This is a genomic window from Domibacillus antri (assembly GCF_001936625.1).
GTDB classification, from domain to species: domain Bacteria; phylum Bacillota; class Bacilli; order Bacillales; family Domibacillaceae; genus Domibacillus; species Domibacillus antri.
On record NZ_MSDU01000003.1, the window covers coordinates 1 to 22,592 of the forward strand.

20 protein-coding genes are annotated in these 22,592 nt (G+C 45.4%); 3 read left to right on the forward strand and 17 right to left on the reverse strand.

Annotated features, from left to right (window positions below; translation table 11 throughout):
- Positions 1 to 56 precede the first annotated feature (56 nt).
- The 14 genes from BTO30_RS00235 to BTO30_RS00300 all read right to left on the reverse strand — a co-directional run bounded on the left by BTO30_RS00235 (position 57) and on the right by BTO30_RS00300 (position 16,370).
- Complete coding sequence (locus BTO30_RS00235) at positions 57 to 860, reverse strand: 5-deoxy-glucuronate isomerase (protein WP_075396712.1); 804 nt, start codon at positions 858 to 860, stop codon at positions 57 to 59.
- Entirely contained in the window at positions 853 to 1,707 is an 855-nt protein-coding gene (locus BTO30_RS00240; protein WP_075396713.1) for a class II fructose-bisphosphate aldolase, read from the reverse strand. Before BTO30_RS00240 ends, BTO30_RS00235 begins: the two co-directional genes overlap by 8 nt.
- A gap of 12 nt (positions 1,708 to 1,719) precedes the next feature.
- On the reverse strand, positions 1,720 to 2,616 hold the full coding sequence (iolE, locus tag BTO30_RS00245; RefSeq protein ID WP_075396714.1) for a myo-inosose-2 dehydratase: 897 nt from the start codon (positions 2,614 to 2,616) through the stop codon (positions 1,720 to 1,722).
- A 14-nt stretch (positions 2,617 to 2,630) separates the two neighbouring features.
- Positions 2,631 to 4,553 (reverse strand): 3D-(3,5/4)-trihydroxycyclohexane-1,2-dione acylhydrolase (decyclizing), encoded by a 1,923-nt coding sequence (gene iolD / locus BTO30_RS00250; RefSeq protein ID WP_075396715.1) that lies wholly within the window; start codon positions 4,551 to 4,553, stop codon positions 2,631 to 2,633.
- A 93-nt stretch (positions 4,554 to 4,646) separates the two neighbouring features.
- Complete coding sequence (locus BTO30_RS00255; RefSeq protein ID WP_075396716.1) at positions 4,647 to 6,110, reverse strand: CoA-acylating methylmalonate-semialdehyde dehydrogenase; 1,464 nt, start codon at positions 6,108 to 6,110, stop codon at positions 4,647 to 4,649.
- A 21-nt stretch (positions 6,111 to 6,131) separates the two neighbouring features.
- Complete coding sequence (iolC, locus tag BTO30_RS00260; RefSeq protein ID WP_075396717.1) at positions 6,132 to 7,133, reverse strand: 5-dehydro-2-deoxygluconokinase; 1,002 nt, start codon at positions 7,131 to 7,133, stop codon at positions 6,132 to 6,134.
- Between the two features lie 50 nt (positions 7,134 to 7,183).
- Entirely contained in the window at positions 7,184 to 8,206 is a 1,023-nt protein-coding gene (iolG, locus tag BTO30_RS00265; protein ID WP_075396718.1) for an inositol 2-dehydrogenase, read from the reverse strand.
- A 203-nt stretch (positions 8,207 to 8,409) separates the two neighbouring features.
- A complete protein-coding gene (locus BTO30_RS00270) occupies positions 8,410 to 9,420 on the reverse strand; it encodes a LacI family DNA-binding transcriptional regulator (protein ID WP_075396719.1) in 1,011 nt (336 codons plus the stop codon).
- A gap of 83 nt (positions 9,421 to 9,503) precedes the next feature.
- Positions 9,504 to 10,478 carry a sugar ABC transporter substrate-binding protein gene (locus BTO30_RS00275; protein WP_075396720.1) on the reverse strand — a complete coding sequence of 325 codons (975 nt, stop codon included), beginning with the start codon at positions 10,476 to 10,478 and terminating at the stop codon, positions 9,504 to 9,506.
- 54 nt (positions 10,479 to 10,532) lie between these two features.
- On the reverse strand, positions 10,533 to 11,525 hold the full coding sequence (locus BTO30_RS00280; protein ID WP_075396721.1) for an ABC transporter permease: 993 nt from the start codon (positions 11,523 to 11,525) through the stop codon (positions 10,533 to 10,535).
- Positions 11,526 to 11,529: 4 nt separating this feature from the next.
- Positions 11,530 to 13,083 carry a sugar ABC transporter ATP-binding protein gene (locus tag BTO30_RS00285; protein ID WP_075396722.1) on the reverse strand — a complete coding sequence of 518 codons (1,554 nt, stop codon included), beginning with the start codon at positions 13,081 to 13,083 and terminating at the stop codon, positions 11,530 to 11,532.
- Positions 13,084 to 13,258: 175 nt separating this feature from the next.
- Complete coding sequence (locus BTO30_RS00290; protein ID WP_075396723.1) at positions 13,259 to 14,260, reverse strand: Gfo/Idh/MocA family oxidoreductase; 1,002 nt, start codon at positions 14,258 to 14,260, stop codon at positions 13,259 to 13,261.
- A gap of 12 nt (positions 14,261 to 14,272) precedes the next feature.
- Positions 14,273 to 15,262 (reverse strand): Gfo/Idh/MocA family protein, encoded by a 990-nt coding sequence (locus BTO30_RS00295; RefSeq protein ID WP_075396724.1) that lies wholly within the window; start codon positions 15,260 to 15,262, stop codon positions 14,273 to 14,275.
- Between the two features lie 112 nt (positions 15,263 to 15,374).
- A complete protein-coding gene (locus BTO30_RS00300) occupies positions 15,375 to 16,370 on the reverse strand; it encodes a LacI family DNA-binding transcriptional regulator (RefSeq protein WP_158023549.1) in 996 nt (331 codons plus the stop codon).
- 139 nt (positions 16,371 to 16,509) lie between these two features.
- On the opposite strand from BTO30_RS00300, the gene BTO30_RS00305 reads away from it, so the two are divergent.
- The 3 genes from BTO30_RS00305 (at position 16,510) to BTO30_RS00315 (ending at position 19,190) form a co-directional block, all read left to right on the forward strand.
- Positions 16,510 to 16,968 carry a hypothetical protein gene (locus BTO30_RS00305; RefSeq protein ID WP_075396725.1) on the forward strand — a complete coding sequence of 153 codons (459 nt, stop codon included), beginning with the start codon at positions 16,510 to 16,512 and terminating at the stop codon, positions 16,966 to 16,968.
- A gap of 112 nt (positions 16,969 to 17,080) precedes the next feature.
- Positions 17,081 to 17,764 (forward strand): response regulator transcription factor, encoded by a 684-nt coding sequence (locus tag BTO30_RS00310; protein WP_075396726.1) that lies wholly within the window; start codon positions 17,081 to 17,083, stop codon positions 17,762 to 17,764.
- Positions 17,751 to 19,190: a sensor histidine kinase gene (locus tag BTO30_RS00315; protein ID WP_245796266.1), complete on the forward strand. Its 1,440-nt coding sequence runs from the start codon at positions 17,751 to 17,753 to the stop codon at positions 19,188 to 19,190. Before BTO30_RS00310 ends, BTO30_RS00315 begins: the two co-directional genes overlap by 14 nt.
- Before the next feature lie 321 nt (positions 19,191 to 19,511).
- On the opposite strand, the gene BTO30_RS00320 is transcribed toward BTO30_RS00315, so the two are convergent.
- The 3 genes from BTO30_RS00320 to BTO30_RS00330 form a co-directional block, all read right to left on the reverse strand.
- Positions 19,512 to 20,462, reverse strand: coding sequence for a GGDEF domain-containing protein (locus BTO30_RS00320; protein ID WP_075396728.1), 951 nt, complete (start codon positions 20,460 to 20,462; stop codon positions 19,512 to 19,514).
- Between the two features lie 15 nt (positions 20,463 to 20,477).
- Positions 20,478 to 21,284: an alpha/beta fold hydrolase gene (locus BTO30_RS00325; protein WP_211272802.1), complete on the reverse strand. Its 807-nt coding sequence runs from the start codon at positions 21,282 to 21,284 to the stop codon at positions 20,478 to 20,480.
- A 335-nt stretch (positions 21,285 to 21,619) separates the two neighbouring features.
- Complete coding sequence (locus BTO30_RS00330) at positions 21,620 to 22,579, reverse strand: siderophore ABC transporter substrate-binding protein (RefSeq protein WP_075396730.1); 960 nt, start codon at positions 22,577 to 22,579, stop codon at positions 21,620 to 21,622.
- Positions 22,580 to 22,592 lie beyond the last annotated feature (13 nt).

The window sequence follows — 22,592 nt, forward strand, 5'->3', positions numbered from 1 at the left end:
GTGTCTTTTGACATGAGCCAGACATTGAGCCTTATAGGCGCAGAGCAAACCACCACTTATACTGGTGGTTCTGATTTTTCCGGCCAGATTTTTGCATCCGGCTCCATCAGCCATTCATGCTCTTTTTCAAAGATGCGTTCCGTCCATGGATTGCCGTCTAAGTGCCGGATCATCCAGCAGAAATACATCGCATAACCGGGAGCTGTGGCCTGCGGGTGATCAAGGTCTCCCGGGATGGTAATGAAGCTGTTATGCACGACACGATGCGCTTCTTCTCCGACCATCGCACAGCCAAATCCCTGCGGTTTATCAAACCGGTAGTAATATACTTCCGGCTGATCGTGATGGTGCGGCGGATAGCTTGACCATCGTCCTGGATGCGAAATCACTTCACCGATCACCAGATTTGAATACGGTGCACTTTCATAATCAAAAATGGTCCGGATCGTACGAAGAGCGGTGTCCTGCCATACTCCTTCACCTGCATTCACACTTTGACAGTCAGCCGGTGTGTATAATTTAGCGTCAAATTGTTTTTCGTTGTTCGTTTTTTGTACAAGTACTTCACTAGCGGCATGAGCCGTTATTTTCACCTCTACACCCATCGGCACGTGCAGGCAATGCGGATCTTCTGTAAACACATCATCGCGCTTCACCTTCACTAATTCGCCGTTCCATTCCATGGTCACCGAGCCTTCAAGAGGTAAAACGGCTGTTTCTTTTTCATCGTCAGACAGGCAGATGCTTTCTCCCTCTGCCAGCCTGTAAATCCCGATATCTTGAAGCATGTCGCTATGCTTGCCATTCATTTCCGTCAAGGATGTATATCCCTGCTTTAACTCACCCAATTTTTCAAACATGATGCTCCTCCTTCACACGTCCCGCGCTGTCAAACATACGCATATGACGTTTTACATTTTCACATGCTGCTTCTATCACACGTTCATGGTACGTAAAGTAATCATTGAATGGAGCGTCTTCATTGACAGAACTCACAACATGGTTAAATGTAGCCGTTGCAACGTTGATTTTCCGGATGCCCAAATGGATGCATGTACGGAAGTCTTCTTCTGTCAAACCGGAACCGCCATGCAGCACGAGCGGCGTGTCCACTTCGTTATTGATTTCTTCCAAACGGTCAACACGCAAGTTCGGGTCTCCTTTGTAAAAGCCGTGCGCGTTGCCGATTGCCACCGCCAGCGCGTCGATATTCGTTTCGTCCGCAAACCGCTTCGCTTCTTCTACTGATGTAATTAAAATATCGATGTCAACCGATCCATCTTCACTGCCGCCGACCTGGCCAATTTCCGCTTCCACCGTTGCGCCGTATTCACAGGCAATGGCCGCCATTTTTTTCGTTTCAGCAATGTTGTCTTCGAGCGGATGGTGAGAACCGTCATACATAATAGAAGAAAAGCCGATTTCAAGTGCTTCACGGATTTTTTCTTCCGTTATGCCATGGTCAAAGTGAACAGCGACCGGCACGGCTGCTTTTTTTGCTGCTTCCACCATGACCGGGCCAATGAGATGAAGCGGTGAGTGTTTTAAACGTACTTCTGCAATCTGCAAAATAAGGGGCGACTGCAGTTCTTCTGCTGCCTGTACGGCTGCCATGACCATTTCCATATTTGCGACACTGAATGCGCCGACACCATAATTGCCTGCTTCTGCCTGATCCAAAATCTCTTTCATTTTCACTAATGGCATTGTCCTTCTCCTTTATAATCCACTTGTTTCGCGAATGTATCGGCGGGCTTTCAGCGCATATTCAAACGGATTTGCCAAAGCCGGGTCCTGTTCCGCTTCAACAACAAACCAACCTGTATATCCTGCTTCAGACAGCGCTTCAAACACCGGTTTAAAATCGATGACACCATCACCCGGCACTGTAAAAACACCGCCTTTGACCGCGCGTAAAAAGCTCCATTTTTCATCGCGTACTTTTTGCGCCACTTCCGCACGAATATCTTTTAAATGAACGTGGCGGATGCGGTCCATATAGGTTTTTAAAATGTGCAGATGATCTTCTCCTGAAAAAACAAGGTGGCCGGTATCGTACAAAAGCGATACTTTATCAGCATCTGTTTCATCCATTAAGCGGGCAATTTCATCCGTTGTTTGAATACCCGTTCCCATATGATGATGGTACACAATTTTCATGTCTTTCTCCGCTGCCAGATCACCAAGACGATGCAATCCATCCACAAGCAGCTGCCATTCTTCTTCTGTGAAAACCGGCTTTTGGTCAAAGACCGGTGTTTCCATCTGACCTTGGATGCTGTTGCCCTGCTCGGAAACGACGATGACATCGGCACCCATTTCATGCAGAAAGTCGCGGTGTTCTATAAATGCCGCTTTTGTGTCCTCAAACGGCTTTGATGTTAAAAAGGAACTGAACCAAGCGCTGGCAATACTTATCCCGCGAAGCTCAAGTGCTTTTTTCAAAATACCTGTATCACGCGGATATTTGTTGCCTACTTCACTTCCTGTAAATCCAGCCAGGGCCATCTCGCTAATACATTGTTCAAATGTTGCTTCTCCGCCAAGTTCCGGCAGATCATCATTTGTCCAGCCAATCGGCGCAATCGCCAGCTTCACCTGTTTGTCCATAAACATTGTCGTTTCCTCCATCAATACGCGCGCGCTTTTTCAAGATTTGTCTTTTTCTTTTCGAATGCATGCTGGATACTTTCATTTTCTGACACTTCGGCAATGCCCACGTGCCACCATGAATCGTAGCCATGCGTCATCGTTTTCGGCAGCACTTTAATGTCAATCAGCGTACTGATTGTTTGTTTTTTCGAATCTTCAATTGCTGCTTCAAGTTCCTCCATTGTGTGGACAGAATATGTTTTTGCACCATAACCAGCTGCTACCTGTGCAAAATTGACCTTCATGATTTCGCCGTCCATTTTCCCAGTCTGCGGGCTGCGCTTGCGGAATTCCGTGCCAAAGCTTCCCATGCCATTTTCCATCTGCAGATTGTTAATGCAGCCGAAACCGGAATTGTCGAACAGGATGATATTTACTTTTTTCCCTTCCTGCATACTGGTCACAAGCTCCGTATGAAGCATTAAAAAGCTTCCGTCCCCCACCATCGCGTATACTTCTTTGTCTGGCTCGGCCAGCTTTGCGCCGAATGCACCGGCAATTTCATAACCCATGCATGAGTAGCCGTACTCCATATGGTACGTGTTGCGTGATTTTGCTGCCCACATTCGCTGCAAATCCCCCGGCAGGCTGCCTGCCGCGCCGACGATGATGGCATTGTCATCCAACAGATCGTTTATTTTTCCGATCACACTCGTCTGCGTCAACTCAGTGTTCAATGCTTCTTTATACTCCGGCAGCTTTTCATCCAGATGACCGGCAATTTCCGGCGTGAACCCCTCTCCGTATGTAACACCGTACAAGCGTTTCAGTTCATCCTGCCAGCCCTGTTTAGCTTCCACAATTTCGTTTGCATAGCTGGATTTATAGTCACCAAGCGCAGTTGAAATAGCTTCGAGTCCCGCTTTTGCATCCGCTACTACTTTCACTGCATCAAGCTTTGAAGCATGGAATTCCGAAATGTTAATAGTCAGTACATCCGCATTAGCAAATAACTGCTTAGAAGCAGTTGTAAAATCGGTAAAGCGTGTGCCGACACCAATAATGACATCCGCTTCTTTGGCAATGGCGTTTGCGGCTGCGTTTCCTGTGACGCCAATTCCTCCGAGATTCAGCGGATGACTGCTTTCCACACCGCTTTTCCCCGCCTGCGTTTCACCGAATGGGATATGGAATGTTTCCGCAAATTGAACAAATGAATCAGCTGCTTCTGAATACCGGACACCGCCGCCGAAAATGAGCAAAGGCTTTTTCTTTGATTGAATGAGCTTCACAGCATCCTGCACACTTTCACGCGACGGCTCACGGCGTTCAATACGGTGAACGCGTTTATGAAAAAAGCTTTTTGGGAAGTCCCATGCTTCCCCCTGTACATCCTGCGGCAGTGCAATGGTGACGGCACCGGTATCAGCCGGGTTTGTCAATACACGCATAGCGTTGATCATCGCAGACATAAGCTGCTCCGGACGGCTGACGCGGTCCCAGTATTTGCTGACAGGACGGAACGCATCATTAGTTGAAATCGACAGATCATGTGTCTGCTCGATTTGCTGCAGGACGGGATCCGGCTGACGTGTCGCAAACACATCACCCGGCAACAATAAAAGCGGGATATTGTTCGCTGTTGCCGTTGCAGCGGATGTCACCATGTTCGCTGCCCCAGGACCAACGGAAGATGTGCAGGCGATAATCTGTTTCCGGTGCTTCTGCTTCGCAAATGCCATCGCCGCATTTGCCATTCCCTGCTCATTGCGGCCTTGATACACTTCAAGTTCCCCTGCATTTTCCTCGAGCGCCTGGCCAAGACCCGTTACGTTTCCATGACCAAAAATGGTAAAAATGCCTTTTATAAACCGCTCTTGTTTACCGTCAAATTCCACAAATTGATGATTTAAAAAGTTAACAACAGCCTGTGCGGTTGTTAAACGAATTGTGTTTGTCATACTCTGTACTCCTCTCAAGATAGGCATAAAGACAAGGAAAGGGAAGCGGCGTGGACAGCCGGCGTCCCTCCTCTTCCCTTCACTTTCACACCATTACTTCACATAACGGGCTGTAACCATTTTCTTGCGTGTGTAGAACTCGACGCCGTCTTTTCCATTTGCATGAAGATCCCCGTAAAATGAATCTTTGTAGCCAGAGAACGGGAAGAATGCCATTGGTGCCGGAACACCCACGTTAATGCCCAGCATGCCCGCATGAATCGTTTCACGGAACTGGCGTACAGCGGATGCACTGTCTGTGTACAGGCATGCACCGTTTGCAAGTGTGGATGCATTCGCTGTTTCAACCGCTTCCGTCAGGTCTTTCACACGGACGATGGAGAGAACCGGTGCGAAAATTTCATCCTGCCAGATTTTCATGTCTGTCGTAACATGGTCAAAAATCGTGGCGCCGAGGAAATAGCCATCGCCGTTTGCCGCTTCATCTTTACGGCCGTCACGGACAAGTGATGCGCCCTGCTCTATGCCTGATTCGATGTAGCCGATTGTGCGCTGTTTTGCATTTTCGCGAATGACCGGGCCAAGGAATACACCGTCATCGAGACCGTTTCCGATTGTGATATTGTCTGCTGCTTCTTTCAGTTTCGCGATCAGCTCATCAGCAATGCTTTCTTCTACCGCAACAACGGCCGCCGCCATGCAGCGTTCACCGGCTGATCCGAATGCCGCACTTGTAATTTCTTTCGCCGCAAGATCCAGGTTGGCATCCGCCAGTACGATGGAGTGATTTTTTGCTCCCGCAAGCGCCTGAACGCGTTTTAAGTTTGCTGTTCCTGTTTTGTATACGTACTCAGCCACCGGCTGGGAGCCGACAAATGAAATGGCTTTTACATCTTTATGCTCCAATAGGCCATTTACAACGTCATGCGCACCGTTAACGATGTTCAAGACACCGTCCGGAAGACCTGCTTCTTTAAATAAGTCCACAATGCGTGCTGCTAAAAGCGGCGTGCGCTCTGATGGCTTCAAGACGAACGTATTTCCGCAGGCGATCGCGAGCGGGAACATCCAGCAAGGCACCATCATCGGGAAGTTGAATGGTGTAATACCGCCGACAACCCCGATCGGATAACGGTACATTCCTGATTCAATGTTCGTTGCGATGTCCGGAAGCTGGCTGCCCATCATGAGTGTTGGCGCACCTGCCGCGAATTCCACACACTCAATGCCGCGCTGCACTTCACCCATTGCTTCAGAAAGGCTTTTGCCATTTTCAATTGTGACAAGCTTCGCAAGCTCTTCCCAGTTATCTACAAGAAGCTGCTGGTATTTGAACAGAATGCGTGAACGCTTTGGCACCGATACTTGCGACCATGTTTTGAAGGCTTCATTCGCCGCCTGTACCGCGCGGTTGACATCTTCTTTTGTCGAAAGAGGCACTTCCGCCAGCGCTTCACCTGTAGCCGGGTTTACAACGATTTCTGTTTGATCAGATGCAGAGTCTACCCACTCGCCATTAATATAATTTTGAAGTTGTTTCACTGTTGTTTGTGTCATGCTTCATTCCCCTTTTCTTCATTAAACGGTTTCGTAAATCGCTGTATCCATGTGTTCTGTCAATTCCTGTTCCGTTGGCATGGCATCTGAGCAGCTGTGGCGGGAAATAACGATCGAAGCAGAGGCACTGCCCATTTTCATTGCTTCCGACACGTCATGGCCAGTCATCAATCCGTATATGAAGGCCGATGCATACGAATCACCCGCACCGAACGTTTTCAGTACATTTGTCCGAAAAATGCCGCTTCGGTAGGAACCGCCATCTTTTGTGTATGCGATCGAGCCGGCGCCTCCATGTTTAATGACGACGATTTCCGCGCGATGGGAGAACCAGCGTGATGCGGTGTAGTGATCATCAGATTCTTTAATATTTAGCAGTTTTTCCATCATATCGAACTCTTCACGTGTGCCGATAATGACATCACATTTTTCGGCTGCGAGATTATAATAGACGGCCGTTTCGGCTTCATCTGTCCACGTGTAAGGGCGGTAATCAAGATCAAAAAAGACCGTTACATCGTGTTTGACCGCATATTCCAATGCAACAAACACTGCTTCACGGGAAGGACTTGCGGCGAGCGCAGTACCCGAAATCAAAAGTGCTTTTGACTGCTTAATATAGTCTTCGCTCACTTCTGAAGGATACAATTTCAAATCAGCCGCATTGTCGCGGTACATCAGAATACTGCACTCATCCGGGCTTTTAATTTCCGTAAATGCAAGTCCTGTCACAGCACCTGTTTTGTCAATCGTGACACCGTCTGTATTAATGTTGTTTTTTTCTAAATACTGTGTAATAAATCGACCCATCTGATCATCTGCGACTTTGCCAATAAAACCTGTCTTCTGGCCAAGGCGCGCGGATCCGATTGCGATGTTCGCCGGCGAACCGCCGACATATTTCGTAAAGGTGCTCGTCTCTTCCATCGGACGGTTTGTTTCGTTTGCATTTAAATCGATACATAAGCGGCCAACCGCGATGATGTCGAGCGGCCGATCATTCGAAAATTTAAGCGGATTCATAGTGTGTCCTTCCTTTCGTCCGGTGTCCCTCTAACTTATAAAACGCTTTCTTAAATGACCGTTGGTGACGCTTCCTGCTGAAGCCGAACAGGAACGCCTGTTTCAAGTGACTTTTTCGCTGCTTTCGCTATGCGCTCAGCCTGTAATCCATCGAATCCGCTGCAAGTAACCATTCCATTTTCAAGGCAGGCAAAGGCAAATTCAGTGACTTCATCGATGTACGCTTGTGTGTAACGCTCAAGGAAAAAGTAAAGCGGTTTCTCTTTTGCGACATGATCGGCAGTAGAGACTTCAACGGTTGTTGCACGATTATTCTCAGCTTGTGCGGCTCCTTTATCGCCAAAAATTTCAAGCCGCTGGTCATATCCATATGCCGCCCGCCGGCTGTTATCGATCACACCGAGTGCACCATTTGCAAATTTTAATGAAATGACTGCCGTGTCAATATCGCCAGCTTCGCCGATTGCCGGATCAACAAGAACCGCACCGTAAGCGGATACTTCCACTACTTCACTTCCCATAATATAACGGGCCATATCGAAATCGTGAATCGTCATATCCATAAACAATCCGCCTGACGATTTAATATAATCGATACCCGGCGGCTGCGGATCGCGGGATGTAATGCGTAAAATGTGTGGCTGACCAATTTCTCCATTTTGCACAATCGCGCGGATTTTACGAAAGTTCGGGTCAAAACGGCGGTTGAATCCGACCTGAAGCTTTACGCCTGCTTTTTCCACTTCAGCAAGAGCGGCTTCTGTTTCTTCTACAGAAAAACTAACCGGCTTTTCGCAAAAAATGTGTTTTCCGGCAGCAGCCGCTTCTTTAATAATTGTGGCATGCGTCGTTGTTGGTGAACAAATGAAAACGGCATCAATTTCTTCATCATTTAATAAGTCGTGATAGTCTGTCGTTAAAACATCAATTTTTTTTGAAGATGCCCATGATCCGAGGTGATCAGTTACAACGTCCGAAACACTCTTTACACGAATTTGGGGGATAAGTTGTAAATTATCGACGTGCAGCTGTCCAATTCGTCCCGCACCGATAATGCCTACTGTTAATTTCATGTTAAGTTCCTCCTTTAGGTCCAATGCGTCACACAAATTGGTTAAGCGCTTTCTTTTATTAATCATTATATAGAAATTTTTCACTTACGCAAGGATGTTTTCAAACTTTTTAAATTATTTCTTACTTTTTTCATAAAAGTTTCCCTAAATCAATTAAGCGCTTACTCTTTTTGTGAAAAATAAAAACCGGACAATACCGGTTTTTATTTTTCTGTCAATAAGTCCTTCACTGATGCCCTCTCCACTAACTCGGGTGAGAGCATAATACGGTGGCCAGGCATATTCGGCTTTTCAATTGATTGAAGCAATTGATTAAACGAATATCGAGCCAGTTCTTCAATAGGCTGTGCAATAGTTGTCAGTCCTGGATCGGCAATTTCTGCATGAATCGTATTATCAAATCCGATAACAGATATATCTTCCGGGATATGCACACCTGCTTTCCTTGCTTCATTGATGAAAACAACGGCGATTAAATCTGTTACCGTAAAGACGGCAGTCGGCTTTTTTTCCATTGCCAAAAGACGCTGCGCCGCCTGCTGGGCTTCTTTAATCGTGGATTTGGAGTTAATAATGAGCTCCTCATCAAGCTCAACGCCGCCATCGGACAATGCCTGCTGGAAGCCCGATAAACGCGCGTGCCCGGACTGCCGGTTTTTCTCGGCAATAACGGCCAAGCGGCGGTGGCCCTTTTTAAGTAAATAGTGCCCGGCCAAATAGCCGCCCCGTACATTATCTGTTGTGACAACATTCGCTGCCACGGCCAGATGATCAACGGAAAACATAAGCAATGGTACATGACGTTCATTTAGCTTTCGAAATGGTTCCATATCTTTCGGTTCCGTCGCCATAATAATGCCGTCTACCTGTTTTTTTAATAAAAGCTCCAAATATTCCTGTTCTCGTTCCCTTTGATAATCGGTGCTGCATAAAATAATGGCGTAGCCGGTCTCTCTGGCATTATTTTCGAGTGCCCGGGCGACCTCAGCGAAAAAGGGGTTGGCAATATCCGGAACGAGAACACCAATCGTAAACGTTTTCTTACCGGTTAACGCCGCTGCGACACTGCTCGGCTGATAATCCAGCTGCTGCATAATCTCGGTGACCCGCTTTCTCGTTTTATCGCTGATCCGGCCGGTATTATTGACGACTTTTGAGACAGTGGCAATCGATACACCTGCTTTTTCTGCTACGTCATATATCGTGGGTTTCATCTGCATTCAAACTCCTCTAGCTCGTTCTTTTTTATAGCTTACCACGAAAATACTTCGAAGCTCTAAAAATCAATACGATGTTCTTATTCGGAGATGCTCTTTAAGAAGTCCAGCTGCTCCTGCGCATTTTCCGCAGAGATAATATCAATTCCGCTGTCAATACGTTCTTCAACCGTTTCACCCTTAATAGCCTTCAATGCGTTTTCAACCCCTTGATATCCCATGTTATAAGGGCTTTGCGCAATGGTACCGGCAAGACCGCCGCTAATAATTGATTCCACTGCTTCTTGTGTACCGTCTGTTCCGATCACTTTTGTATCAAGGCCTTTTGCCTCTACTGCACGAAGAACTCCAAGTGCCATATCGTCATTTGCAGCAAATACACCTTTCACATCACCGTTGTTCTCCAAGATATTTTCCATAACGGACATCGCTTTCGTTTTATCACTGTCACCAGGCTGCTCTGCAACAATGACCATCCCCGCGGCTTCAAGTGCTTCTTTCGCTCCTTTGATCCGGTCATCTGTTGCAGGATTTCCAAGCGCACCAGCAATTAGTGCTACTTTATCTCCCTTTTCAAGCATGGACGCAAGTAATTTACCGCCTTCTTGTCCTGCTGTGAAGTTTTCTGTTCCAATAAACGTTGTTTTTCCTTCAAAATCAGCATCTGAATCAATCAATAATATAGGAAGATCTGTTTGTGCAGCCTGCTCTAATACCGGTACAACTGTATCAGGCTGTGAAGGTGATACAACGATCGCACCTGGTGATTGGCTGACCTGGTCTTCAAGCATGTTTACCTGTTCAATAACTTGTGATTCCGCAGAAGGCCCAACGACTGTTACATCAACCCCAAGCTCTTCCCCTGCCGCTTTCGCACCAGCCTCCACGTACTTCCAGTAAGGGCTTGATAACGTTTTCAACACAACGGATACGCTTTCATTTCCGCCGCCGTCACCTGACCCAGACGCGTCGTCTCCTCCACCGCTGCATCCTGCTACAAACGCCAAACTAGTAACCACTGCTGCTGCACCAAACATTTTAAATTTCTTTTTCATTTTTTCTGCCCCCTATTATATAAAATGAGTTAAGCGCTTTATCAAAAGATGATATTAATTCTTTTTACTGTTGCGTTGACGAAGTACATCGACATATACTGCTGCGATAATAACGATCCCGATAACCGCCATCTGAAAATCAGCTGATACGTTTAACAAGTTCAATCCGTTTCGGAGTACCGCGATAATCATGGCACCAATTAACGTTCCCCAAACCGTACCTACACCGCCGAAGAAACTGGCACCGCCGATAATAACCGCCGCAATCGCATCAAGTTCGTATGAAAGACCAGCAAGCGGAAAAGCGGAGTTGACACGTCCCACCATAACAAGTCCGGCGAGACCTGCCATTAAACCACTGATTGTGTAGACGATAATCAGGACACGATCTACGTTAATTCCTGAAAGATGAGCCGCTTCTTTATTTCCGCCAATTGCATAAATGTGGCGCCCTGTCTGTGTTCTCGTTAAGAAAATGTGGAAAACGATGTAAACCGCAATGACAAGCAAAAAGCTGACAGGGATGGGTCCGACAAATTCCCGGCCCAAGTATTGAATCATGAATGGGAAGCCTGCAATAGGCGCTGCCGCTGTGATGATCAAGGCAATTCCGCGTGCGATGTTCATTGTACCAAGTGTTGAAATAAATGGATGCGGCAGGCGGAGTTTCGTCAAAAGCAGGCCGTTTAGCAAGCCAAATCCTGCACCGACGGCTAAACAAACGATTATGCCCAAAATCGGGCTCATTCCCATGTTCACAGAAACAATGCCCATTGTCATGATGGAAATAGCTAAAATCGAACCTACGGATAAGTCAATACCAGCTGTTAAGATCGGCAATAGCATACCGATGGCAAGCAGCGCATTAATCGAAGACTGCCGGGCAATATTCATCACATTATTTACCGTTAAAAACTTATCCGACATAAAAGTTAGAACGACAACTAAAATAATTAATCCAATTAACGCTCCAAATTTGCTCAAGAAATGTTTGAACGATTTCTTTTCTTCTGCCGCTTGTTCTTTTTGAATGACTGCTTCACTCATCTTATTACCCTCCTGTAGCCGCTTTTATAAATTGCTCTGTAGAAGCTTCTTCTACTCCTGTAGCCGCTTTCATGATCCGTTCTTGAGTCGCTTCTTTTATGGCAAGGTCAGCGGTAATTTTCCCTTCACTCATTACAAGTACTCTGTCACACATTCCGAGAATTTCCGGAAGATCAGACGAAATCATCAACACGATGGCACCGCTTTCAACAAGTTGATTCATTAAGCGGTAAACTTCAACTTTTGCTCCTACATCAATGCCGCGTGTCGGCTCATCAAAGATAAAGACTTTCGCTTTTGTACACAGCCATTTGGCAATAACGACTTTCTGCTGATTTCCACCGCTCAATTTTCGAGCATGAAGATCAATATCATCTGGCCGAACTTTCAATTCCTTTACGTAATTTTTTGCTTCATTACGAATCGCTTTTAAGTTCACAAGATTCGACTTATTTTTAAACTTCTTCATGTTAGCCATGGCAATGTTAAAATCAAGGGGTTGATCCAGAAGAAGCCCTTCGCTTTTCCGGTCTTCCGTAATAAAGGCAATCCCGGCTCTAATCGCATCTTTCGGCGATTTAATTTTTACCTGTTTTCCATCGATAAACACTTTCCCCTGTTCATGTTTATCCGCCCCGAAAATGGCTCTCGCAAGCTCCGTTCTGCCTGCACCGACAAGTCCGGAAATCCCGACAATTTCACCGTAGTTAACCGAAAAATCAATGGGTTCCGTTGTGCCGGCCACTTTTAGGTTTTCTACTCGGAATCCTTCATTGCCTAGCGTAAAGGACTGCTTCGGATATTTTTCATCCAATGAACGCCCAACCATCAATTCAATCCAATGATCGGTTTCAGTCGTTTTGACATTCAGCGTATCAATTTTAAATCCATCCCTCAGTATGGTAATACGGTCTCCCATACGTCTTATTTCGTCCAGGCGGTGCGATATAAATACAATCGCGATTCCCCGTTCCGTCAGCTGCTCCACACATTTGTAAAGCTGTTCTACTTCCGACCCGCTTAAACTGGCTGTCGGCTCATCCATGATAATAAGTTTCGCATCAAGAGTAAGCGCTTTAGCAATTTCCACAAGTTGTTGCTGGCCAATGCCAAGCTCCCCTAAAATTCGATCAGCAATTTTGGGATCCTGACCGAGCATTCCCAGCGCACGTTCCGCTTCTTTTTTCATTTTCTTATGATCAATCAGTGATATTTTACCGCCTTTTTTAATTTCGCGGCCCAAGAAAATATTTTCATACACTTTCAGTTCTGGAATTACATTTAATTCCTGATAAATGGTGGCAATCCCGAGATTCATCGCATCGACAGGATTGTTAATCTGTACGTTTAGACCTTCCCAATAAATTTCCCCGGCATCTTTTTGATAAGCACCCGTCATAATTTTAATGAGTGTTGACTTGCCTGCCCCATTTTCACCGAGCAGTACATGAACTTCTCCAGCTCTCACTCCAAGATCAATTCCTTTTAACACATGGTTTTGATTGAAGCTTTTTTTTATTGCCTTCAATTCAAGGAGGCTCCCTGCATGAGTTACCATATAAAGACCCCTTTCCAGTAAATTATGTTACGAAATTAAGGAAAGCGTTTTCCTAACTTATCTGAATTATAATTTGTATGTGTTAATAATTCAACAATTTTTTTGAAAGTTTTAAAAAAATTTTTAAAATAAAAAGAAAACATTTACCCGTTAAAGTAAACGCTTTCTTATTAAGTCACTTTGCCATGTTTATTTTTTGTCCTGTTTGGAACGATTGCCGGGCAGCCAAGGCAATTTCAAGTGCTTTCACTCCGTCATGGACTGTCACACGAGGCGTTTCATTCAACTGTACGATTCGAAAGAAATCTTCCAGTTCAATGGTATAAGCATCGACGAATCGGACAGGAAAATCCGGCAGCAAGTCGTGCGTTTTTCCCGATTTCGTTAAAATATGAATGTTACGATGACGAAGATCACCGATAAAAATAGATCCTTCTGTCCCGATTACTTCTGCCCGAATATCATAGCCATAGTACGCGTTGCGGCTTGATTCCACATCACCAGCGGCGCCTGAATCAAATTCAAGATAGGCAAGCGATTGATCGATGTCACCGTACTTTTCCATAAATGAATGTTTCAATATTCGTCCGTGAGCGGCAACAGAAGACACTTCCGCATTCATTAAATAACGGGCGATATCGAAATCATGGATCGAAACGTCAACGAAAATGCCCCCGCTATGCTCAATAAACGCTTCGTGCGGCGCATGGGCATCACGAGAAATTCCCCGATAATAAATCGGCTGTCCTATATCTCCCGCTTCAATTCTTTTTTTTGCTGCATCATACGCTGGATCAAATCGTCTCATAAACCCAACCTGGCAAAGGGTATTTTTCTCTTTCATAAGTTTTTGAATGCTGTATGCTTCGTCCAAATCAATCGTAAGGGGTTTTTCAACAAAGACCGCTTTGCCTGATTCGGCTGCCTTTTTCAATAACTCATAATGTGTGCTCGTCGGTGATGAAATAATAACAGCACGAATGTCATCATTTTGAAACACATCATCCGGATTCGTTGTGTATGACGGTACTTCCAGTTCCTGTGTAAGCTTTGCGGCCGTTTCCTCATTCATATCACAGACAATAGACAATTCCGCCCCGCGGATTTTCGATACATTTACAGCATGCCAATAGCCAAGGCGTCCAAGTCCAAGTACGGCTGTTTTAATTTTATTCATATTTTTTGCCTCCTATACGTTCGTTAAAATAGATTGATTGTCAAGCGATGCATACGCTTTTTCAAGGTAGCGTGCCATCTCAGCTGAATGCCCCGCATGATAGGACGGCGTTGTTGACTCCAGCACACACGCTTGAAAATGATTGACCTGATTAACGTACTGATCATCTTTTACTGTTTCATAATGAATGACCGTTCCATTATCATTTTTTACCGTAATTTTTCCACGCTGATCATCTGATACGTCCGGACGGAAAGAAGAATCGACTGTAATGGAGCCTTTTTCGCCAATGATTTCATACCGGTTTAAAAAGGGCAGTTCCATTGAGGCTGTTACTTCAGCTGTACGCTGTTTCTCATCAATCATTACACATGTAGATGTCGTATCAACACCATAGTGAGGATGTATTTTGCCTGTCATTGACATAGACACCGGCTTAAATCCGATTAATTGGGTGAGTGCATGGATGCCATAACAGCCTACATCACGCATCGCCCCGCCGCCGAGAACCCGATTCAATCGAATGTCCTCCGGATCATCCAGCATCCAGGAAAAATGCGCTTTCAAATGTTTGTATTCACCGATGAGGCCTGATGAATATAGGTCTTTCATTCGTTTATGCTGCTGATGGAACTGGTACATAAAGGCTTCCATAAACACAACACGGTTTTGATTAGCTGCTTCCTTAATCAAACCCATATCTGCTTCTGTTAATGCAGCCGGTTTTTCTAACAAAACGTGTTTTCCTTTTTGCATCGCTTTGACCGCCCATTCCACATGAAGCGCATTTGGCAGCGGGATATAAACTGCATCGATGGACGGATCATCGAGAAGCTGTTCGTATTGATCATAAATAACCGGGACGTTAAATCGTTCCGCTTTTCCTGCACTTTTTGAAGCAACCGCATACACAATTGCTTGCTCTGATCTCCGTAAAGCCGGTACAAGTTCATCATATGCAATGTTCGCCGCACTCAAAATTCCCCAACGTACGTTAGTCATTGAATGACCTCCTCCAAGATTAATCGATTAATCAAAAATTATGATTAAGCGCTTTCTTTTTAAGATTGTAACGTAATCCCTTTTCTTTTTCAATTTATTTTTTATTTCTAATTTACAACTTCCTTGCTGAATCCCGCTCAATGACGACCGGAGGAAAAAGATCTGTACTTTTTAATGTGCCTCCTTTTTCAATTTGTTCAATGAGTAAATCAACTGCACGGTAACTGATCTTTTTTACCGGCATGGCAATGGCGGTAAGCTGCGGAGAAACAATTTGACACAAAAACGTATCGTCCAAACCAATGACCGAGATATCTTCCGGTATTGACAGCCCCAATGTTCGCGCCGCCTGCATAATCCCGACAGCCAGCACATCATTACCGCCAAAAACAGCTGTAGGGCGATCATCTTGTTTCAGCAGGTTTAATGCCATCGCTTTCGCTTGATCGATTGACGCTTCAGCATAGCGAATCAAAGGTTGTTTCATTTCTTTTTTCCGAAAACGTTCTTTGAATCCTTCAATGCGTCCATAGCTGCTGACGGAATCTTTCTCCGCAATCATCGCGATGTTCGTATGTCCCAATGAAAATAAATAATCTGCCGCCATGATCCCCGCTTCCCAATCATTGCCGCTCACGCTATCAAATTGAAAATCCGGCCGTTCGTGGGCAATACAAACAGACGGATACTGTTCTCGTTCGATTTCCCGCAATAATTCTTCATTTTGAAATTTCGACGTAATAATAAAACCATCGACATTTTTTTGACGGAGTACGTCTGCTTGAAGTCGTTCTTTCACAGGGTCATTTTCCGTGCTGCACATCATTATACTGAATCCTCTCTCCTGTGCTCGTTCTTCAGCATGTTTTACGTATTCCATATAGACAGGATTGAGCATATCAGGCACAAAAAAACCTATTGTAAACGCGGCTTTTCCTTTTAGGACAGATGCAGCGGTATTTGGGCGGTACTGCAGTTCATCCATGATCGCCAGCACCTTTTTTCGTGTTTTATCCCCTACTCTTCCTCGTTCATTAATAACGTTTGAAACGGTAGCGGCGGATACACCCGCTTTTTTCGCAATATCATAAATTGTTGGCTTCATCATATCCCCTCTCTCCTTTCTTTTATTATAACAATCTTCGAAAAAACATATAAAATTTGCAAACTTGACATTCCCCTGACACATTTTTCTTATACAATAGGTGTATCAAATAAAGTGTATAGATAACTTAGGAGGATTGATCATGAAGAAGAAGACGATGTCATATGTGATGACCGGCGCGCTATCGATTACGATTTTAAGCGGTGTTCACTCTTCTCCAGCTCAAGCCGCTTCTCCACAAATGATAAAAGAACAGGCGGCACCGTCTGTAACAAGAGCAGGAACGAAGAATTTTGCGGATGTCATTGCGGATCAGGCAGCCGCTCTCGGACTTAATATAGAAGGCGATGATCTGGAGACAGCCGCGAAAAAAGTGCGGTTGGCTAAATTACACCAACAGGCTGCAGCGCTGAACATTAAAACGGATGGGAAAGATGAAAATACCATCCGCCTTGAAGTGAAAAAAGCACATGAAACAAACGTGTTCAATATGGCGGATTACTATGGAATCGCCACAGATGGCAAGCGGACAAAAGACCTTATTAACGAGATTGCGGCGATTAGCCCGCAGGCAGCTGCACAATTGAATGGATTTTATTAAACCGGCGGCCGCGGCCGGTTTTTTTGTGACTAGAAGGCGTTTTCTCGGTCCTGAACTTTTGTTCACTGTTACGATTTCATTATATAATGAGACAAAAAAAGAGGTGTGAAATATGCAGACGATTTTAGTCGCGGAAGATGAACGGGCAATCAGCAAGGTGTTGAAAGTCTATCTGGCCAAAGCGGGTTTTCAAGTCATACAAGCGTATAACGGCATTGAAGCGGTTAATAAATTCCATGCTGACACGCCCTCCCTCGTTCTTTTGGATGTGATGATGCCCGGGAAAGACGGATGGGCGGTGCTTAAAGAAATTCGCGCAGCCAGTACATGCCCGGTTATTATGCTTACAGCGCTAAATGATGTTCACTACCGGCTGGATGGCCTTGATGGCGGAGCCGATGATTATATTTCGAAGCCGTTTATTGCCGATGAAGTCGTCGCACGTGTAAGGGCTGTGCTGCGCCGGTCAGATGATGTGAAGCCTCCGGAAAACCAGTCTGCATACGGAAGCTTGACCATTGATTTTGATGCCCATCGTGTCACATTAGCTGAACAAGAGGTTTCTTTTACACCGCGTGATTTATCCCTCTTTTTATTTTTAGCTGCCGCGCCGAACCGGACGTTTACGCGGGAGCAGCTTCTCGATGAAGTATGGGGGCATGATTATGACGGAAGTGACCGGGCCGTTGATTTGTCAGTGAAGCGTATACGGAAAGCGCTGGCAAAATGGCCGGCGTCCGAAGGGGAAATTAAAACACTGCGCGGATTGGGGTATCAGTTTGTTGCGGAAGAATAAAGAACGGCGCATCTCGCTCCTCCGCTATTGGACGACTCGTTACGCGATTACACTCGCCATTGGACTGCTCGTTCTGGCGATGCTTTCTGTCGTCTGGATCCGGCATACAACGCTTGAAAACCGGCTCGATGTATCAGAATTTTTGGCAGCAGAGCTTGCAAGCCGCATTGCGGGAAACCAGCAGGAAGCAGCGGGCGGTCAGGAAACATATTTAGATGATGACATGATTGAAGCGCGTGATGAACTGATGAAAATGGAGTCTCCCCCTTCTATTTTCATTACCGATGCCAACGGGGTTATTTTGTCTGCCAGCGAACAGGAATTGTACAACAGAGATTCGTTCCCCGCGGTTATTTTAAAAAAAGACAATGATGTGCAGACCTTCCCATCCATAAATAACGACAACGCACTCGTCTATTTAATTAAAAAGCCAATTACGGTGGATGATGTCACATTCGGCTGGGTGGTCATGCTGCAGCCGGAAGATGAATTCGCCGATCTCAACGACGAATACCGTCTTCTCGCCTTGCTCATATTGGGCAGCGGTATTCTCGGCTGGGCCGCGATTTATATTTTATCCCGCCGCCTTGCCCGTCCGATCAGTGCCGCCGCGGCAGCCGCCAAAGAAATCCGGAATGGCAATTATGGCGTTTCGCTTATGCCATCAAAAGCGAAAGAACAAGAAGTATACGATCTCGTCACATCATTTAACGACATGGCCGTCCGGCTTGAACAGCTTGAATCAATCCGTGCTGAACTGCTTGCAGGTGTTACCCATGAACTGAAAACGCCTGTCACATCCATCAGCGGCCTTTTACAGGCGGTCAAAGACGATGTCGTCACCGGTGAGGACGCAAAGGAATTTATCACCATTTCACTGAATGAAACGGAACGAATGCAGACGATGATTAACGACCTGCTGGAATTTAATACATTTGCCGCCAATGCGCTTCCTGTGTCAACAGCGCCCCATGAATTGAATGCACTGACGCGTGATATTGTTCATGAATGGAATTTGGCGCGCAATGCGGACAGCATTCCCGTTCATTTCCATCCGGGCGGCCATGATCTGATTGTGTTAACCGATCCCGTCCGCTTCCGCCAAATTATGATGAACTTATTAAATAACGCTGCACATGCCATTGAGGGCACCGGTCAAATGACAGTGACGGTCATTGACGACGGGGACGGTGCTTCCATCCATGTATCCGATACAGGCATTGGTATCCCTGAATCCGAGCAGACGCTTATTTTTGAACGGTTTTACCGTGGGGAAAATAAAAAATATAAAGTGCGGGGACTCGGACTCGGCCTGCCATTCAGCGAGCTTCTGGCCCGGGCGATGGATGGCGATCTGGAATTGAAAGAAACATCGCCATCGGGCACGACTTTTACATTGAAAGTAAAAAAAGTGAATGTCCCATAAATAATGATGGGCAAACTTACGGGGTATTTCCTGCATTTTTTCTCTTATAACCGGCACGTTTCTTCCATAAAAGCGGCGCAATACCTCCTGTTTTCAAGTGGATGGCGCCGCTTCATCTTTTTGTTGTACCAATTTTTGAAAGTCGAGCCAAACGGCACATCGCCGCTTTTGTCCAAATCCTTCTTTTCAGCGAGTTAGCCACCCTCGTTTCTGTCTTAACTGATCATCAAGATCTTTTTAAGATTGACTATACTGAATGTCTCTCTCAAATTTCTCTCAAAACAAAAAGCACCCCGCAGACTGAACGCTACTTGAGTGCTTTTACTGAAACGATACTCGATTTCTTCCTTCTTTTTTCGATTGATACAAAGCGCCGTCTGCCCGTGACAGGAGCGTAATGCTTGTATCGTCTTTTTCATATGTGGCCGCGCCGATGCTGACGGTTACTGCAGTGTGCGCCCAAACGCTATAAGCAATATTCTTCCGGACTCGTTCCGCGATCATCCGTACTTTCTTCGCACTTGTTTGTGACAGGATGATAACAAACTCTTCCCCTCCCATTCGGGCAACAACATCCTCTTCACGTATTTCATTTTCTAATTTCACTGCCAGCTCCTGCAGCACCAGATCCCCGATTGGATGCCCGAAAGTATCATTCACTTTTTTAAAATGATCCACATCAATAAGAAGGATCGAGAAAGGGACCTCTTCTGTTTCGGCCTGCTGCAGGAAAGCGGCCATCCGCTCCTGAAAAAAACGTCTGTTCTTTAAACCGGTTAATGGATCCGAAAGTGCCATCTCCTGCAGCTCCGCATTCAGCGTCACCAGTTCTTGTTTCTTGCTTTCGAGTTCACTCATCAGCTGCTGCAGTTTCCAATACGCCTCGTTCGTTTCCTGCAAAATCCATTCTGTATGCCGCTTCTCCCAAATCAGCTCATTTTCATACTCGTCACGAAGCTTCATTTGCATGAACACAAACTCGATACGTCCCTCTCGCTCAATCGCATTGACCAAAACTGGAATATGCTCTTTCCTGGACCTCAACGTCAAATACATCTCATTTACGCGTTGATACATGGAAATCAGCGGCGTAAAATATGTCTGGTAGTACATTTTTGATGGTACCGTCAGAATGGAATGAATGTGTTGATCCGCCAGCTCATGCCCAGCAAGCTCCAGCATATCGAGCATCGTCTGATTCGCTTCCATAATGCGCCCATCTTTTTGCATGACAAGATATCCGCAAGGCGCATAATTCAACTGATCATCCATCACACATCCTCCATTCTACTTTGCCAAATATGCCTGAATACATGCTGCCGTTTCTGCTGGATGACTCATATGCGGATTATGACCTGACGCTTGCATGAGCACCAACCTACTATTCTTGATTTGTGCGTGTACATATTCGCCCACTTCCACCGGCGCAATGGCATCATCCCTCATCTGCAATATAAGCGTCGGCGTCGTCACCTTGCGAAGCTCATCTCGTACATCTGAAAGAAATGTCACTTCCGCAAATTGCCTGGCAATGATAGGATCATTTGCGCACAGCGTCTGCTCAAAGCCCTCCGTCAAGCTCGTCCGTTCCTCATTTTTCATTATAATAGGCGCTAAATACTTCGCCCACCCATTATAATTTTTCTCCATCATATTGAGCAGCGCATCAACATCCTCCTTCTCAAAGCCGCCGTAATAATCCGGCGGATCATTTAAATAACAGGGAGAAGGGCCAATCATAATGAGCTTCTCAAAAAGGGCAGCCTTTTTATTCGCCGCCAGTACCCCAATCATACTGCTGACAGAATGCCCAACCAGTACCACTTTCTCAAGTTCAAGCGCATCACACACCTCCAGCAAGTCCAGCGCATATCCTTCGAGTGAACTGTAACGAGTCGGTGAATAGGCTGTTTTATCAGACTTTCCAGACCCTACATAATCGAATACAATGACCTGATATTCCTTTTCAAACACAGACACCACTTCACTCCATACTTGCTGATCACACCCAAATCCATGTGCAAACACAATCGGCTTCGTTCCCTTTCCAAAAACGCGGACATGATTACGTGTAAGCACTGTCGATCCTTCCACCAACAGTTCCTCCTCTCCATTTGTCTTTCTCTTCTATAAATTTGTAAAAATAAGTTAAGAACAATGGCATTTAGAATCGGCCGGATTTTTCTTGATTCCTTATTTTCAATGCTGCTCTATGTCTAATTTTTAAACCGATATACCCGTTTACAATTAACTATATTATAAACAAACTTTACTTCAAAGACGAATAAGTATACAGAAGGCGTCTAAGCTTAAAAAACGATAACATTTGGTAAACGAAAAAAGCCGAAGAGGATCTCTCCGGAGTCTTTCCATTATTTACGACAATCACTAAAAAAGCTGTCTCAATAATTCGTCGAGACAGCCCTTCATTATTCCGAAATGCCTTTTTCAATTTCATCAGTCTGAGCAAGAACGGATTGAAGTCCGCCGCCTGATAAGTACCAGACGTTTGGATCAAGGTAGATCACGTTGTCGTTGGCTACCGCTTTTGTATTTTTCACAAGATCGTTTTCAACGACCTGCTTCACAGAAGATTCGCCGTCCGTGACGACTGCGCCGCGGTCTACAACAAACAAGTAATCAGGATTTGTTTCAACAAGGTATTCGAATGAAACGCTTTGTCCGTGAGTCGATACCTCAATTTTTTCATCCGCCGGTTTCACGCCGAATACATCATGAATGATTCCGAAACGTGATGCCGGACCGTATGCACTGATTTTTCCTTCATTGGCAAGGATCACAAGACCATTGCCTTCCATTGAAGATGCTTTTTCATTCAAAGCGGCGATTTTTTCATCAATGGCCGCTAATTTCTCTTCTACTTCTGTTTCTTTCGCAAAAATTTCACCGATTGTTGTGGCATTTGATTTAAATGACTCCATGTAGTTAGCTGTATCGACTGCAAGATAAATCGTTGGCGCGATTTCCGCAAATTGATCATAGAGGTCCATTTGACGGCCGGAAATCACAATTAAATCAGGGGCAAGTTCATTAATTTTTTCAAAATCAGGCTCTTTCAAGCTTCCTGTGTTGGCATACTTTTCGTCTTCAAACTGCGACAAATAATCCGGAATATTTTCTTTCGGGAGACCGGCCGGCTCAATGCCAAGCTCTGCCATTGTATCCAGTGTACCAAAATCAAACACAACCACTTTTTCAGGGTTAACGGGAACAGTTGTCTCACCGAGATCATGTGTAACGGTTATTTCTGCCGGTTTCTCATTGCCTTCCGCCGGTTTTGCCGTTTCTTCCCCGGATGTCGATGAGCTGCACGCTGCGGCAATCATCGCAAATAGTGCCATTACAATAAACAAGATATATTTTTTCATGATTTTCTCCTTT

What these genes read in the sequence shown, in the direction of transcription:
- BTO30_RS00290 (WP_075396723.1), bottom strand. Translation starts at nt 14,260, where the DNA reads ATGAATAAAATTAAAACAGCCGTACTTGGACTTGGACGCCTTGGCTAT.
- BTO30_RS00300 (WP_158023549.1), bottom strand. Translation starts at nt 16,370, where the DNA reads ATGATGAAGCCAACAATTTATGATATTGCGAAAAAAGCGGGTGTATCC.
- BTO30_RS00295 (WP_075396724.1), bottom strand. Translation starts at nt 15,262, where the DNA reads ATGACTAACGTACGTTGGGGAATTTTGAGTGCGGCGAACATTGCATAT.
- BTO30_RS00305 (WP_075396725.1), top strand. Translation starts at nt 16,510, where the DNA reads ATGAAGAAGAAGACGATGTCATATGTGATGACCGGCGCGCTATCGATT.
- BTO30_RS00285 (WP_075396722.1), bottom strand. Translation starts at nt 13,083, where the DNA reads ATGGTAACTCATGCAGGGAGCCTCCTTGAATTGAAGGCAATAAAAAAA.
- BTO30_RS00275 (WP_075396720.1), bottom strand. Translation starts at nt 10,478, where the DNA reads ATGAAAAAGAAATTTAAAATGTTTGGTGCAGCAGCAGTGGTTACTAGT.
- BTO30_RS00235 (WP_075396712.1), bottom strand. Translation starts at nt 860, where the DNA reads ATGTTTGAAAAATTGGGTGAGTTAAAGCAGGGATATACATCCTTGACG.
- BTO30_RS00270 (WP_075396719.1), bottom strand. Translation starts at nt 9,420, where the DNA reads ATGAAACCCACGATATATGACGTAGCAGAAAAAGCAGGTGTATCGATT.
- BTO30_RS00280 (WP_075396721.1), bottom strand. Translation starts at nt 11,525, where the DNA reads ATGAGTGAAGCAGTCATTCAAAAAGAACAAGCGGCAGAAGAAAAGAAA.
- BTO30_RS00320 (WP_075396728.1), bottom strand. Translation starts at nt 20,462, where the DNA reads ATGGATGATCAGTTGAATTATGCGCCTTGCGGATATCTTGTCATGCAA.
- BTO30_RS00330 (WP_075396730.1), bottom strand. Translation starts at nt 22,579, where the DNA reads ATGAAAAAATATATCTTGTTTATTGTAATGGCACTATTTGCGATGATT.
- BTO30_RS00255 (WP_075396716.1), bottom strand. Translation starts at nt 6,110, where the DNA reads ATGACACAAACAACAGTGAAACAACTTCAAAATTATATTAATGGCGAG.
- iolD (WP_075396715.1), bottom strand. Translation starts at nt 4,553, where the DNA reads ATGACAAACACAATTCGTTTAACAACCGCACAGGCTGTTGTTAACTTT.
- iolE (WP_075396714.1), bottom strand. Translation starts at nt 2,616, where the DNA reads ATGTTTATGGACAAACAGGTGAAGCTGGCGATTGCGCCGATTGGCTGG.
- BTO30_RS00310 (WP_075396726.1), top strand. Translation starts at nt 17,081, where the DNA reads ATGCAGACGATTTTAGTCGCGGAAGATGAACGGGCAATCAGCAAGGTG.
- iolG (WP_075396718.1), bottom strand. Translation starts at nt 8,206, where the DNA reads ATGAAATTAACAGTAGGCATTATCGGTGCGGGACGAATTGGACAGCTG.
- BTO30_RS00240 (WP_075396713.1), bottom strand. Translation starts at nt 1,707, where the DNA reads ATGCCATTAGTGAAAATGAAAGAGATTTTGGATCAGGCAGAAGCAGGC.
- iolC (WP_075396717.1), bottom strand. Translation starts at nt 7,133, where the DNA reads ATGAATCCGCTTAAATTTTCGAATGATCGGCCGCTCGACATCATCGCG.